Source organism: Sphingopyxis sp. GW821-FHT12F08 (genome assembly GCF_058806755.1).
Genome location: NZ_JBXAQA010000003.1, coordinates 46,468 through 60,943 on the forward strand (window position 1 = coordinate 46,468; position 14,476 = coordinate 60,943).

Genomic DNA, 14,476 nt, shown 5'->3' on the forward strand with positions numbered 1-14,476 from the left:
GAGGGGAATTCAGATGGCGGCGCGAAGCAGGCGCAGCGCCGCGACCTGCTCGTCTTCGGCGAGGCTGGCGAAACCGATGCGCAGGCCTTTCGGCGCGGTGTCGCGCTGCCGATAAGATTGCGACCGCGCAAAGCGCAGCCCGGCGGCGGCGGCGCGTTCCTCCAGCGCGTCGATGTCGGTGCGGAACCGCAGCCAGAAGGCGAGCCCGCCCTCGGGCCGGCGATAGTCGACCAGATCGCCGAATATCGCGTCGAGGTTATGTGCAAAGCTGGTGCGCCGCGCCGCATAGACCTGCCGGGCCTTGCGCAGGTGGCGGCGAAGTTCGCCATTGGCGATCAGGTCGGCGACCGCCTCTTCTTCCAGCGCATTGCCCATCCCGTCGGTCAGCGACACATGGTGCGCGATCGCGTCGATCACCGCGGGCGGCGCGACCGCGAAACCCAGCCGCAACGTCGGCAGCAACAGCTTCGACATCGATCCGACATAGATGACCTGCCCCGGCGCATAGGAAGCGATCGGCAGGTGCGGCTGCGATTCGAAATGAAACTCATGGTCATAATCATCCTCGATGATCGCAAAACCATGGAGACGCGCCAGTTCGACCAGCCGCATGCGCCGCTCGGGGCGCATGACGACCGTCGTCGGAAACTGGTGATGCGGGGTGACGAACACCGCGCGGACCGAGCGTAGCCGGCACGCCGCCGCGACATGCTCGACATCGATGCCGTCCTGATCGAGCCCGACGACGAGCACCTCGGCGCCCATCGCCCGCAAGGCTGCGACGGCGGGCTCATAGGTAAGCTCCTCGACCAGAACCGTATCGCCGGGGCGCAGCAGCAGCTGGCAGGCGAGGTGAATTCCGCTCTGGCTGCCGCGGGTGATGCAGACATTGTCTTCGCTGATGTCCATGCCGCGCCGCGACCGCAGCATGTCGGCGATCGCGCGGCGCAGTGCGCCCGATCCGCGCGGATCGCGGTAGCGGAAGCCGTTGGCGCGGCCCAGGCGATGCGCGGCGGCGCGATAGCTCCGCACTAGCAGGTCGTGCCGGAACAGCCGGCCGTCGGGCGTGCCTTCGTCGAGTGCGATGCCGTCGCCGTCGCCGATCGCCAGAGGGCGTTCGGGCGGCGCCGCGAAGCGATAGGTGGTCTTGTCGGGCCTGGACCCGGCTGGCGGGCTCATCGCGGCAGGAAATTCGGAAAGCGAAGCGGCAACCATCGTGCCGCGGGTGCCCATGCTGACCAGCCAGCCCTGTGCGATCAGGTCCTCATAAGCGAGCACGACGGTCTTGCGGTTGACCCCGAGCATGCGGGCGAGGTCGCGGCTGCTCGGCAGATAATGGCCCGACGCCAGCCGGCCGCTCTCGATATCGTGGACGATCGCGTTGACCAGCTGGAAATGGATCGTCTCGCGGCTCGACCGGTCGACGCAGTCGCCAAGGCTGATGGGCCAGTTTTGCAGCATCGCTCCCTCGTCCCTTGTCGCCGATGGGGTCACTATCGGTGGCTCGGTTCGCGAAGGAAGCGGCGCGACGGGTAAGGCGGATGCAAAAATGGGGAGAGCGGGCAGGGCGGCGAGCGGGTGTTCGGTTCGCCAAGCGAAAAGCTTACCCGCCTTTGCCCGTAGTTACCCTCAAAAGCGGTTCGCCCGACGACGGCCTTGCTGTTCAATGCGGCGTGCCGAATAGCGACGTAGCGCATTCGGGAATCGAACCGCTGGCACGAGGGGTGCGGAATGAAAATCGAGATGCAAAACGGGATGGCCGCACTGGTCGCGGCGTTGTTGATTACCGCAAGCGGGCAAGCGCTGGCAGCCGAATCCGCCGGCGCCGATACGATCCTCACCAACGCGCGTGTCTATACGGTCGAGGATAGGAAGCCCTGGGCCGAAGCGGTCGCAATCAAGGACGGCCAGATCGTCGCGGTGGGAAGCCAGGCCGATGTCGGCAAGCTCCGCGGCGCATCGACGCGGATCGTCGATGTCGGCGGACGGCTCGTCCTCCCGGCGTTCGGCGACGCGCATGTCCATCCGCTGTTCGGTGCGCTCAGCCGCTCGCGCTGCCCGCTTCAGAACGGCAAGACGATCGCCGATTATCAGGCACTGATCGCCAAATGCGTTGCAGCCGTGCCCGGCGACGGCGCGGTTTATGGCATCGGCTGGAGCGACGCGCTTTTTCCGCCGAGCGGTATCCCGCGCAAGGAACTGCTCGATCAGGTTTCGACGACGCGCCCGCTGATCTTCGAATCGGCCGGTGGCCACACCTATTGGCTGAACTCGAAAGCGCTCGAGGTCGGCAAGATCACGCGCGATACCAGGGATCCGCCGAACGGCACCATCGACCGCGACGCCGCGACCGGCGAACCCGTTGGCAGCCTGCAGGAAGCGGCGATGGATCTGGTCAAGCATATGATCCCGCCGCCGTCGTCCGCCGAAGTGCAGAATTCGATCCTCTATGTCGCCGATCACTTCAACAGCCTGGGGATCGTCAGCTGGAACGATGCCGGCGTCGATTATGACGATGATGGCGGCAGCGCGATGGTCGATGCCTATAAGGCGGTGCTCGACGCCGGGAAGCTGACCAGCCACGTCGCCGTCTCGCTCAAATGGAAGAACGAGCGCGGCATGGACCAGCTGCCCGGCCTGCTCCGCGCGGCCGGGCGCGCCGATGCCCTCGGCATCCCGGCGCACACGGTCAAATTCTACGTCGATGGCGTGATCCCGCAAAAGACCGCCTTCATGCTCGCCCCCTATGAGAATAGCGGCGACGAGCGCGGCACGCCGCAGATCGCGCCCGACCTGCTCAAGCAGGCGGTGACCGCGGTCGATGGCCGCGGCATGCATGCCTTCCTCCACGCGATCGGCGACGGCGGGGTCCATATTTCGCTCGATGCGATCGAGGCGGCGCGCAAGGCGAACGGTGCCAGGAAGACGCACCATATGATCACCCATCTGAACGTCGTCGACCCCGCCGACCAGCCGCGCTTCGGCAAGCTGGCGACCTTTGCCCAGTTCCAGCCGACCTGGGCGTCGTGGTACGATTATATGGACCTGACCGTCGCCGCGATCGGGCCGAAGCGGGCGGAATATATCTATCCCGCGGGCAGTATCGTCCGCGCCGGCGGCAAGCTCGCCTATGGCGCCGACTGGCCCGTCGGCGGCGCCAATCCGCTCGAAGGCATCGAGGTCGCGATGACGCGGCGCACCGCGGGCGATCCGGACGCGAAGCCGCTGCTTCCCGCCGAGGGTGTGAGCCTGCAGGAAGCGATCGCCAGCCACACGATCAACGTCGCCTATGTCAACGGCTTCGACGGCATCACCGGCTCGATCGCCAAGGGCAAGAGCGCCGACCTCGTCATCCTCGACAAGGACATCTTCAAGCTGCCGGTCTATGAGATTTCGAAGACGAAGGTGCTGGTCACGATCTTCAAGGGACGGCCGGTGTACGGCAACTGGACGGCGGTCGAAGCCCGATAGGCCGGGGCTCCGCCGTTCAGGGCCAGCGCATCGCGGCGCGCAGCGCCGCGGTGACCGACCGGTGCGGGACCGATACATGATCCTCGCCGTCGAGCAGCAGCAGCTCGCTGCGCAGCCCGGCGCCCGACAGCGGCGCCAGCCGTCCGGCGAGTGCGGACGTGTCGTCGGCGATCGACCCTTCGCTCTCCAGCGCCCCGGCGATGAGCAGCAGCCGCGTCCCGCGCGCCAGCCTACCGTCCTTTTCGGTCCGTGCGCGCCAGGCCGCCTCTTCGGCCAGGATCGCCTGATCGTCCCACCAGATCGACGGGCTCGCGGCGATCACCGTGCGAAACGCGCCCGGATGGGCATAGAAGATATGCAGCGCGAACAGCCCGCCGAGCGAATGGCCATAGAGCGCCTGTCGCTCGGGATGCACCGCATAGCGCTTCGCCATCGCAGGTCTGAGCTCGTCGAGCAGGAACGCCCGGAAGCGATCGCGGCGCCCCGACGGATATTTGGCATAAAGCTGTTTCAGCGCCGGGGTTTCGATCGGCGCAGTGAAATCGGCCATCCGCCGCGGGTCGTAAATCTGCTCGCCGGGATGGCCGATCCCGACGACGATCATCTTGTCGAGCCCGCCGCCGCCGAATCCCTGGATGCGCCGCGCCTCGGCAAAACCCGCGAACATCGCATTGCCGTCGAGCACATAGAGGATCGGATATCCCCCTTCGGGCGCCGGCCCGGGGGGCCGCGAGACGAAGATCCGGTAGGCCTCGCCCGCCGCCGACGTCATGTCCCATGTCTCGGTGTCGGGCAGGACGTAGGGCGCCGCGGGTGCCGGGGCGGCTGCGCCACTCGCCGGGGCGAGAAGCGCCAGCGCGGCACTCGCCGCCAGTTGCACCGCGATCGATCGCATCTCTTGCCCTTTCAGGATGGCACAGCCTCCGCCGCCGGCCGGCGCAGCCGCAGCACGGCTAGATAGGCGGCCGCCGCGAGGATCGTCGCATCGAGCGCCGGGACCGTGGTCAGCGTCCAGCCGAACCGTGTCGCGGGCAGGGTGATCGCCAGGCTGCCCAGCCAGACGCCGATCGCCTCCCAGCGGACCGGCGCCGCCGGCGCATCGGCGCGACCGCGAAAGGTCAGGAAGACGTCGATCACATAGATGGCGGCGATCGGCGGGATGATCAGGCCGAGCGCGATCAGGAACGGAATGAAGCTGTCGATGATGCCGAGCAGCGCGAACAGGCAGCCGATCGCCCCGCCGGTGACGACGATGACCCACTGCTTCAGCCGCGGAAAGGTCGCTGCCATAGACAGCCCGGCCGAATAGAGGTTGAGCGCGTTGATCGTCCACACCGACAGCACCAGCATCGCGAGTGCGGGGAGGCCGAATCCCATGCCGACGACGAGCGCCATGATGTCAGTCTGCCCGGTCGCGAGCGCGATCAGCGCCGACACCAGCATGATGACCGGCGCGCATATCGGAAAGGAGAGCAGCATGCCGGCCACCGCGCCGCGTTCGGTGCGGATGAAGCGCGACAGATCGGGCATCGCCGCGACGGTGAGCAGATTGCCCCCGACGAGCGACGAGAGCGCGATGCCGAAGCTCATCGGGACCGGCGGCGCGGCGGCGGGCCCGAGGTCGAGATCGGGCGCGGCGCCGAGCGCGCTGACGCACACCGCGATCAGGATCACCCCGACGAACGGAACCGCGACCATCGCGAGACGGTCGAGCGTGCGAAAGCCCCAGATCGTCGACAGCGTGATCAGGATGCTGCCCGCGATCACGAATATCTGGAAATTGCCCGGGATGCCATATCCGCCACGCGCCGCCGCGACCATCGCGTCGCCGAAGAAGGAGACATTGACCCCGAACCAGCAGAAATGGACGATTGCGATCACGATATTGACCAGCGCGGCGCCCCATATCCCGAACGAGCGCTGGACGAGCATATAGGTGGTGAGACGCGTCCGCACGCTGACGATCGCGGTCAGGCACGCGCCCGCGCAGAGGATCAGTCCGGCAAGGAACGCCGCCAGCGCCGCCTGGCCGAGACCGAGCGCAAGGCCCGCTTGCGCGTTGTTCAGAAATCCGGGGAGCGAAAAGGTGAAGCTCGCGATGATCAGCGCGACGCGCCAGCCGGGGATGGTCAGCTCTTCGGGCAGCGGCCCGCTTGCATAATTTCCACCGTGCGATGCGCTCATGCGGTCTCCGTCGCGTTCAAGGCCTCTACCGGCGCGAAGTCGAACGCCATACCGAATGCGCGCGGTCCGACAAAGGAAAGTGCGCGTGGCTCGCGCAGGATGTCCGGCGCGGCTGCGGCGATCACTTTGACGCGCTGGCCATATTTCAGCTTTTCCGTCGTGATCGTGTCGGCAGTGTCGCGATCCATGATGGTGACGATGTCGGGGACCATCGCCAGCACCCTGTCGCCGCGGCGCGCGACCAGATTTTCGTTCTGGAACTCGATCTCCATGCGCCCGCCGTCGCCAAAGCCGTCGATGATCACCCGGCCGACCGAGAAGCCGCCGCGCGTTTCGCGTTCGAGATCGACGATCTTGCCGTCGAACAGCGTCAGGCAGTGCGGATAGAGACCCGTCGCCTCCAGCGCCGCCCCCAGCGCGTCGAAGGGATCGCGCCCGGCGGCGCGCGCCTCGCGGATCGCGCGGCCGACGGCGATCGCGGCGCTCACGCTGCCGGGCACCGCATGCGCCTTCGCCTCGGCGCCGCTCAGCGGATATTCGACCATATGCGCGATGCCGCCCAGCGAGACCGCGAGCGCGCGCGCGATGCGTTCGTGGGTCAGATTGTCCTCGGTCTCGATGACGCTCAGCGAGCCGTCGGCGGCGGTCAGCACCGAAGGACAGGCGGACAGGCCGCGAATGTTGAAGATCGCCATCTGCGATTCGGGGAAGGCGCGGCCCATTCCGTCGCAGTCGACGACGGGGATGCCCAGCTCCGCCGCGGCGATCAGCGGCGCCAGCCCGTTGCCGCCGCCGATTTCGATCGGCAGCACCGCATCGATCGGCCGCCCCATGATCTCCTCGAGCCGGCGCAGCCCCCCGACCGCTTCGCCGCCGTTCGGCAGCTTTTCGACCGATACGGTCGGCGCGCCGATCCAGCCGCACGGCGCGAGCAGCGCATCGTCGGCGACGTCGGCGAGCGAGACGAGTTCGAAACCGCTGCAGCGCGCCAGCGCCGCCTCGGCGAGGAGCAGGCCGTAATATGGGTCGCCGCCGCCGCCCGACCCCAGGAACGCCGCGCCGCGCGCGAGATCTTCGAGCTCAAGGGCCGTTTCAATGCGCATGGCGGGTCTCCGTGATCGTGGTGCCGACGGGCATGGCCACCTCCGCCAGGTCGCCGACCGCCTTCATGCGCAGCTGCGCCGATCGACCGGGCAGATAGGACAGGAATATCTCGTCCATGTCGACGATCTCGGCGCTCTCCCTCGTCGCGCCTGCGGCGATCACCCGCGCGAGCAGATCTTCGCGCATGCGTTCGAGCACCACCTGGCGCGGCTCGATATCATAGTCGACGATCTGCTCGGCCTGCGCCCCGATCTGCGCGATCGCGGCGCCGACCGCGTTGGCGACTTCGGCATGCGCGGGCCGCACCACTTTTGCTGCGCCTTTCAGATCGTCGTCGATCAGGAAATGCCCGCCGCCGACCGCGACGATCACCGCGTCGCCGGGCGCGGTCTTCATCCGGTCGATCCCGTCGGCGAGTATCGCCTGGATTTGCGCGAATATCCGGTCGCGCAGCACCGGGCTCAACGCGGGCACCATGCTCGCATCGCCAAATCCGGCCTTGCCCGCCGCCACGGCGACGTCGCTGGTGGTCAGGGTCGAGCCCCCGAACAGGAAGCTGTCGGTGGTGATCCGGAAGCCGACCGAGTCGGGCCCGATGGTCAGCTCATCGTCGTCTGTCCCGCCGGCGAGATGCACCCGTGTCCCGCCGCCGAGCCCGATCGCGAGGATGTCGGGCATGCGGAAATTGGTGCGCACGCCGCCGATATCGACCGCGATCGAGGATTCGCGGGGAAATCCGTTGGCGAGCACCCCGATGTCGCAGGTCGTCCCGCCGACATCCATCACGATGCCATTGTCGACCCCGGTCAGGAAGGCGGCGCCGCGCATGCTGTTGGTCGGGCCCGACCCGATCGTCATCACCGGATAGCGCGCCGCTTCGGCCGCCGAGATCAGCGTGCCGTCGTTCTGCGAGATATAGAGCGGCGCCGCGAGCCCGATTGCGGCGAGCGCGCGTTCGAGCGAGGCGACGACATGCCGCGCGAGACCCGCGAGCGCGGCATTGAGGATCGTGCCATTCTCGCGCTCGATCAGGCCAAGGCGCCCGACGCTGTGCGACAGGCTGATGCTCGCGCCCGGATGCGCCTCGGCGATGATCGCCGCCGCCCGGTCTTCCATCGCGGCGTTGATCGGCGCGAAGGCGCAGCTGACCGCGATGCTGTTGATGCCGCGCCCGCGGCAGTCGAGCGCGGCGGCGCGGACCCCGGCTTCGTCGAGCGGCGATATTTCGCGGCCATCGACTTCGTAACCGCCGGAAAGCAGGAAGGTCGCGCCTTCGATCTGGCGCGCGAGTGCTGCGGGCCAGCCGGTCAGCGGCGGCAGCGCCTCGCCCGACGGGCTTGCCAGCCGGATGATGCCGACGGGGTCCAGGCGGCTGCGTTCAACGAGCGCGTTGGTGAAATGGGTGGTGCCGATCATCACGGCGCTCACCGCGGCCGCGGCGATGCCGGCGTCGGCCAATATCGTGGAGATCGCGGCGGCGACGCCGGTGCTGACGTCGGCGCTCGTCGGTTGCTTGGTCGATGCGACGACGCGGCGCCCATCGATCAGGACAGCATCGGTGTTCGTTCCCCCGACGTCGACACCAATGCGCACCTGTACTTTCTCCCTGCAGCTCTTGCAGGCGGATTACACTGGCAGGCATGGGGCGGCGCAACGCGTAAAACGGGTGCTACCGGGCGCGAACGGGTAATGGCTTTGGTGAAGACGGGTAAGTCTTCTCAGGCAGTTGTCAGACCTGTCATCGAACCGTAACCTCTCCGACCGGAAACCGACGACTTTATGTAAGAGGTTGAGGCCGATGCAGGACCTGATCGCCGCGAAGTTCGATCCGCCCATGTGGATGGGCGATCAGATTCGCCGGGACTTGCTCCTCGGTCGGCTGCAGGGCGTGTTGACGCATCGGCTCACCCTGGTTCACGGACCCGCCGGATATGGAAAGACCAGCCTGCTGGCGCAGTGGCGCGACAGCCTCGATCCGGCCGCGGCGCGGGTCGCCTGGCTGACGCTCGAGCGCGACGACCGCGATCTCAAGCGCTTCGTCAAATATCTGCTGCTCGCGGTTCGCCGCGACCGCGAGGACAGGGCCGCGTCGAGCGACCTGCCGCCGCGCGCCGCGCTGTCGGCGATCATCAACGAACTCGCGGAACAGGCGACGCCCGTGGTGCTGATCCTCGACGATCTGCATCACGCCTTCAGCGAGCCCGTCGGCCAGTTTCTCGAATCGCTCGTGCGGCTGGCTCCGCCCAACTGCCATTTCATGTTCGCGTCGCGCGACTATCCATGGATCGGCCAGTCGATCCTCGCCGCCGAGGAGCAGTTGCTCGAGATCGGCCCGGCCGACCTCCGCTTTTCGGCGCAGGAGACGGAATGCCTGCTGACGCGGACCGACCGCGCGCTCGAAACGCTCGACGTCGAAACATTGCTCGACCGCACCGAGGGATGGCCGATCGCCGTCCAGCTGGCGTCGCTCTCGATCAAGCGCGGGCTCGGCGCCGAACGGGTGATCGACGAATATTGCGGGTCGAGCAGCGATCTGGCGCGCTATCTGTCCGAACAGGTGCTGATGACGCTGCCCCGGGAAACGCGCGACATCGTGGCGCGCACCGCGCTCGTCGACCGCCTGACCGGCGAGATGGTCGATCTTCTCTGCGACCGGCAGGACGGCTGGATCATCCTCGAACGCCTCGAGCAACAGGGCGTCTTCCTGTCGCCGGTCAGCTGGGAGCGCCGCGAATATCGCTATCACCAGCTGTTCGCCGAATATCTGCGCGACCGCCTCGAACGCTCCGACCGCGCGCAATTCGCCTCGCTGCAAAAGCGCATCGCGGGCTGGTTCGCCGAGCGCGGGCTGGTCGCCGATGCCGTCAACCACGCGATCCTGTCGGGCGACGACATGCTGGTCGCGTCGATCCTCGAAGAGGCCGGCGGCTGGCGGCTGATCCCGCAAGGGCTGCAGGATGTCGTCGTGCGCGGACTCGCCAAGCTGCCGGTTCCGCTGATCCGCGCCCGGCCGCGCCTCGCGCTCGCGCAGGTCTATCTGCAGATCAAGGTCGGCGAACTCGGCGCTGCGCGCGTCGAATTCGATCTCTTTCTCGCACAGTCCACCGAGTCGGACCTGTCGGTCGATCTCAAGACCGAGGTCCGCGTCGTCGGCGACACGCTCACCGATTATGAAAACCAGCCGGTGACCTTCGACGACCTGCTCGCGCGCGAGGCGCTGCTGCGCAAGCTGCCGGCGAACGACCATCTGGTGCTCGCGAACATCAGCGAGACATTGGGCGCCAAATATTTCGAAGGCGGCTGGCTCGAACGCGCGCTGCAGCCGACGCTGGCCGCGCGCGACCATTATCTCGCGATCGGATCGCTCTACAGCGACCTGTTCACGCGCTTTCTCGAAGCGCGAATCAAGCGGGCGCAGGGACGATCGAAGGAGGCCGAGGCGATCCTGCAGGCGGCGTGGGGCAATATCGTCGAAAATTTCGGCAGCCGCTCGGATCTCGCCGCCAATTGCGCCGCGTTTCAGGCCGAGCTGCTTTTCGAACAGGACCTCGTCGTCGAAGCGCGCGACCTCCTGTCCTGGGCGCTGCCGCACATGGAACAGTCGGACGGCTGGGTCGACGTCTATGCCGCGGCCTATTTTACCGAAGCCCGCGCGCTGGCCGGCGAGGGGGCTTTTGAAGAGGCGTGCGACGTCATCGCCCGCGCGCGGCGCGTCGCGGCACGGCGGCGGCTGCGCCAGCTCGAAATGCTCGCCGACATCTGCAGCATCGAGCTGCAGATTTCGCAGGGCTCGCCGACGCAGGCGGTCCTCGCCGCCGCCGCGGTCATCGGGCTCGATCCGCTCGCCGACATGATGCACGAGGAGTCGCCGCAATATCGCCCGGTCGCGATCGCCGCCAGCCTCTGCCGGACGCGGCTGCGCCTGCTGATCGGCGAGGTCGATCTGGCACTGGAGGAACTGGCCAAGCTGCGCAGCTGGGCCGAAGAACATGGCGCCGGCCGCCTGCTCATCGACGTCAACATCCTTGCTGCCGCCAGCCTTCGCCGCCGGGGCGAGATCGAACAGGGGCGCGTCTGTTTCGACGAAGCCGTCGGCATCGCGATGTTCCAGAATATCGTCCGGCCCTTCGTCGAGGCGCGGCAGTTCGTCGAGCCCTGCCTCGACGAGGCGCAGGAAACCGAGGTCCAGGTCGACCGGTTCCGCGCGCAATTCCTGAAATCGCTGGCAAAATCGGTCGCCGTCTATCGCAACAATGTGACCGTGCTCGGCATGTTCAGCGAGGCCGAGGCCGAGGTGCTGCTCTATCTGAGCCTGGGCCATTCGAACAAGGAGATCGCCCGGCTGATCGGCATGTCGCCCGACACCGTGAAATACCGGCTGAAATCGGTGTTCCGCAAGATCGGCGTCAGCAAGCGCCGCGATGCCGTCCGGATCTCCGCCGAGCGCGGGCTCATCCCCGCCGGGCCGACATCGGCGCATCTGCTGCCGCACTAGAAGGACCCGGTCGCCCGGGCACGACCCACCCGCGCTGCCCGCTCGGGCCAGCCTTTACCCATATCGCCATCTTGACTCTTGTTTCCATATAGGGACAATTATGTCCAATATTGGAGACTGAGAAGGGTGAGGATGGTGCGCGACTTTCGCTATGATTGCTTGTTCATCGGCGGCGAGTGGGTCGTGCCGCTCGACGGCGGCGTCCGGCCGAGCATCGATCCCTCGACCGGCCAGCCGTGGGGCGATGTCGCCTATGGCGGCGTCCGCGATATCGATCGTGCGGTCGCCGCGGCGAAAGAGGCCTTTATCGGTCCCTGGCGCCGGATGCCGCCGTGGGAGCGCGCGGCGCTGATGCGCAAATTCGCCGATCTCTATGCGACGCAGGTCGATGCGCTTGCCGAGGTCGAGAGCCGCGACAATGGCCGGGCGATCCGCGAATCGCGCGGCGATATCGGCCTCCATGCGCAATATTATCACTGGTTCGCCTCGCTCGCCGACAAGCTCGGTGGCCGCACGATCCCGATGGACGACAGCGTCCACGCCTTCACGACGCGGCATCCCGTGGGCGTGGTCGGTGCGATCACGCCGTGGAACGTGCCGATGATGGCGGCGGCCTGGAAGCTCGGCCCGGCGCTGGCGGCCGGATGCACCGTGGTGCTCAAGCCCGCCGAGCAGACCCCGGCCTCGTCGCTCGCGCTCGCCCATCTGTTCGAAGAGGCGGGTTTCCCGCCCGGCGTCGTCAATATCGTCCCCGGCGACGGACCCGTTGCGGGCGCTGCGCTGGTCGCGCATCCCGACGTCGCGAAGATCAGTTTCACCGGCGAGGGCGCGACGGCGAAGACGATCCTGAAAACGGGCGCCGACACGCTGACGCGCTGCACTTTCGAGCTTGGCGGCAAGGCGCCGCACATCATCTTCGCCGATGCCGATGTCGACAATGCGGTCAACGCCGCCACCGGCTCGGCCTGGGCATTGTGCGGGCAAAGCTGCGCGCTCGGCAGCCGCGTGCTCGTCGAACGACCGATCTACGACCGCGTCGTCACCGCCTTTCGCGAACGCGCCGCGCAGGTCCGCGTCGGCATGCCGCTCGACCCGGCGACCCACATGGGGCCGCAGGCGCACCGGCAGCAGCTCGACAAGACGCTTTCCTATGTCGCGATCGGGCGCGAAGAAGGCGCCGACCTCGTGACCGGCGGCGCGCGGATCGAGCGCGACGGCTTGGCGGGCGGCTACTTCGTCGAGCCGACCGTCTTCGCGGGCGTGTCGGCCGGCATGCGGATCGCGCAGGAAGAGATTTTCGGTCCGGTCGCCGCGATCATCCCTTTCGAGGGCGAGGAAGAGGCGATCGCGATCGCCAATTCGACCCCCTATGGCCTCGCCGCAGGGCTATGGTCGGGCGACACCGGGCGCGCGCACCGCGTCGCCGCGCGGATCGAGGCCGGCATGGTGTGGGTCAACACCTATCGCTACATCCGCTGGTCGACCCCCTATGGCGGCGTCAAGGCCAGCGGCTGGGGCCGCGAGAACGGCCTCGAAGGGCTCGATCCCTTTCTCGAGACCAAGACGACGATCGTCTCGACCACCGGCCAATTTCCCAATCCCTTTGCAAGCTGAGGAAATATCATGCGTCTCAACGGCAAACTCGCCATCGTCACCGCCGCCGCTTCCGGCATGGGCCGCGCCGGGGTCGAAAATTTCGTGCGCGAAGGCGCGCGCGTCGCGGCCATCGACATCAGCCGCGAAGCGCTCGACGACCTGATCGCGCATTTCGGCGCCGACAAGGTCTCGACGATCGTCGCCGATCTCTCGACGCCGGAGGGAGCGAAGGGAAGCATCGACGAAGCCGTCGCGGCGCTCGGCGGGGTGGACATATTATGGGCCCATGCCGGCATGCCCGGACCCGCCTCGGTCGAGAATCTCGATATCGCCGCCTATGACAAGGCGATCGCGCTCAACGTCACCTCCGCGGCGCTCGGCGCCGGGCAGGTCGCGCCGCACATGCGCGCGCGCGGCGGCGGTTCGATCATCTTCACCGCGTCGATCTCTGGCCTCGTCGGCTCGATGATGAGCCCGATCTATTCGGCGGCGAAATGGGGCGTCGTCGGCCTGGGCAAGAGCCTCGCGCTCGCCTTTGCCGCCGACAATATCCGCGTCAACATCATATGCCCGGGGCTTGCCGACACACCGATGAAGCTCGGTTTCACCGGACGCAGCGGCGATCTAGCCGAGGCGGCGGCGAACGAGGCGAAGATCGTCGGCGCGGTGCCGATGGGCCGGCTCGTCCGGCCGGGCGAGGTGGCCGACGCCGCGCTGTGGCTCGCGTCCGACGAGGCGAGCTTCGTGACCGGCGTCGCGCTGCCGGTCGACGGCGGCTTTACGGCGCGCTGAGCATGGACCGGCGTCCGGAGATGCGGACGGCTTTTCCGGGCGGCGCGCTTCGGCCATATGGAGGTTCACAAATTTTTTCAGGCGAACCAGATCATGATCGTGCGGCAGGCGGCGAACGCGCTCGAAATCCTCGAATATTTCGCGAAACGGCTGCGGCCTGCGACCGGTGCCGAGATCGCCGGGGATCTGGGCTGGCCGCGGTCGAGCACCTTCAAGATCGTGTCGACCCTCGCCTCGAAGGGCTATTTATACGAACCGCGCGGGCGCGGCGGCTATTATCCGAGCCCGCGCTGGCTGGTTTTGGCCGAAGCGGTGACGCGCGCCGAGCCGCTTCCCGAGAAATTCCATCGCCTCGCGCGCGACCTGATGCTGGCGACGGGCGAGACCGTTGCGATCGCCGCGCCCGCCGGAACGCATGCGACCTTCGTCGACGTCGTCGAATCGCAGCAACCGGTGCGCTATTTTGCGCAGGTCGGCGACCGCGTCCCGATTCACGCGACGTCGGCGGGGCGCGCTCTGCTCGCGCAAATGCCGCGCGAGGAACGCGGCCGGCTGTACCGCAAGATCGATTTTGTCCGCTATTCGCCGACGACGCCCGCGAGTGCGGAAGCGGTCGAGGCGCGGCTGGACGAGGCCGCGGCGATGGGCTGGCATCAGAGCAATATCGAATATACCCCCGATCTGGCGGGTATCGCGCTGCCGCTGCCCGGCGGCGATCGGTTGCTTTCGGTGGTCGTCGTGGGGCCGGTCTCGCGCTGCCTCGAACGGCGGCCCGACATGGCGGCGATCGCCGCGAAACATCTTGCCAAGCTGAAATAGGCGGTCGCCCGCCCC

At 67.4% G+C, this 14,476-nt stretch carries 10 protein-coding genes; 5 read left to right on the top strand and 5 right to left on the bottom strand.

The genetic code is table 11. The features are described 5' to 3' along the window. Positions 1 to 9 precede the first annotated feature (9 nt). Complete coding sequence (gene pdxR / locus AC1RNQ_RS09165) at positions 10 to 1,461, bottom strand: MocR-like pyridoxine biosynthesis transcription factor PdxR (protein ID WP_493170680.1); 1,452 nt, start codon at positions 1,459 to 1,461, stop codon at positions 10 to 12. A gap of 270 nt (positions 1,462 to 1,731) precedes the next feature. Between pdxR and AC1RNQ_RS09170 the strand changes: the two genes are divergently transcribed. Next, a complete protein-coding gene (locus tag AC1RNQ_RS09170) occupies positions 1,732 to 3,471 on the top strand; it encodes an amidohydrolase (RefSeq protein WP_493170681.1) in 1,740 nt (579 codons plus the stop codon). Between the two features lie 16 nt (positions 3,472 to 3,487). Here AC1RNQ_RS09170 and AC1RNQ_RS09175 read toward each other — a convergent pair whose 3' ends face one another. From AC1RNQ_RS09175 to AC1RNQ_RS09190, 4 genes are read right to left on the bottom strand one after another with little or no spacing between them, the layout of a single operon-like run. Beyond that, positions 3,488 to 4,366: an alpha/beta hydrolase gene (locus AC1RNQ_RS09175; RefSeq protein WP_493170682.1), complete on the bottom strand. Its 879-nt coding sequence runs from the start codon at positions 4,364 to 4,366 to the stop codon at positions 3,488 to 3,490. 11 nt (positions 4,367 to 4,377) lie between these two features. Then, positions 4,378 to 5,655, bottom strand: coding sequence for a purine-cytosine permease family protein (locus AC1RNQ_RS09180; protein ID WP_493170683.1), 1,278 nt, complete (start codon positions 5,653 to 5,655; stop codon positions 4,378 to 4,380). Further along, positions 5,652 to 6,758 (bottom strand): S-methyl thiohydantoin desulfurase family protein, encoded by a 1,107-nt coding sequence (locus AC1RNQ_RS09185; protein WP_493170685.1) that lies wholly within the window; start codon positions 6,756 to 6,758, stop codon positions 5,652 to 5,654. The genes AC1RNQ_RS09180 and AC1RNQ_RS09185 overlap by 4 nt, the downstream gene beginning before the upstream one ends. Next, entirely contained in the window at positions 6,748 to 8,352 is a 1,605-nt protein-coding gene (locus tag AC1RNQ_RS09190) for a hydantoinase/oxoprolinase N-terminal domain-containing protein (protein WP_493170686.1), read from the bottom strand. The genes AC1RNQ_RS09185 and AC1RNQ_RS09190 overlap by 11 nt, the downstream gene beginning before the upstream one ends. Before the next feature lie 205 nt (positions 8,353 to 8,557). Here AC1RNQ_RS09190 and AC1RNQ_RS09195 point away from each other — a divergent pair, with 205 nt between their 5' ends. The 4 genes from AC1RNQ_RS09195 (at position 8,558) to AC1RNQ_RS09210 (ending at position 14,461) form a co-directional block, all read left to right on the top strand. Then, the gene (locus AC1RNQ_RS09195; RefSeq protein WP_493170688.1) at positions 8,558 to 11,254 is read left to right on the top strand and encodes a helix-turn-helix transcriptional regulator; all 2,697 of its coding nucleotides are present in this window, start codon (positions 8,558 to 8,560) and stop codon (positions 11,252 to 11,254) included. A gap of 132 nt (positions 11,255 to 11,386) precedes the next feature. Continuing rightward, positions 11,387 to 12,868, top strand: coding sequence for an aldehyde dehydrogenase (locus tag AC1RNQ_RS09200; protein WP_493170690.1), 1,482 nt, complete (start codon positions 11,387 to 11,389; stop codon positions 12,866 to 12,868). 9 nt (positions 12,869 to 12,877) lie between these two features. Continuing rightward, entirely contained in the window at positions 12,878 to 13,642 is a 765-nt protein-coding gene (locus AC1RNQ_RS09205) for an SDR family NAD(P)-dependent oxidoreductase (protein WP_493170692.1), read from the top strand. Positions 13,643 to 13,699: 57 nt separating this feature from the next. After that, complete coding sequence (locus AC1RNQ_RS09210) at positions 13,700 to 14,461, top strand: IclR family transcriptional regulator (RefSeq protein ID WP_493170694.1); 762 nt, start codon at positions 13,700 to 13,702, stop codon at positions 14,459 to 14,461. Positions 14,462 to 14,476: the final 15 nt, after the last annotated feature.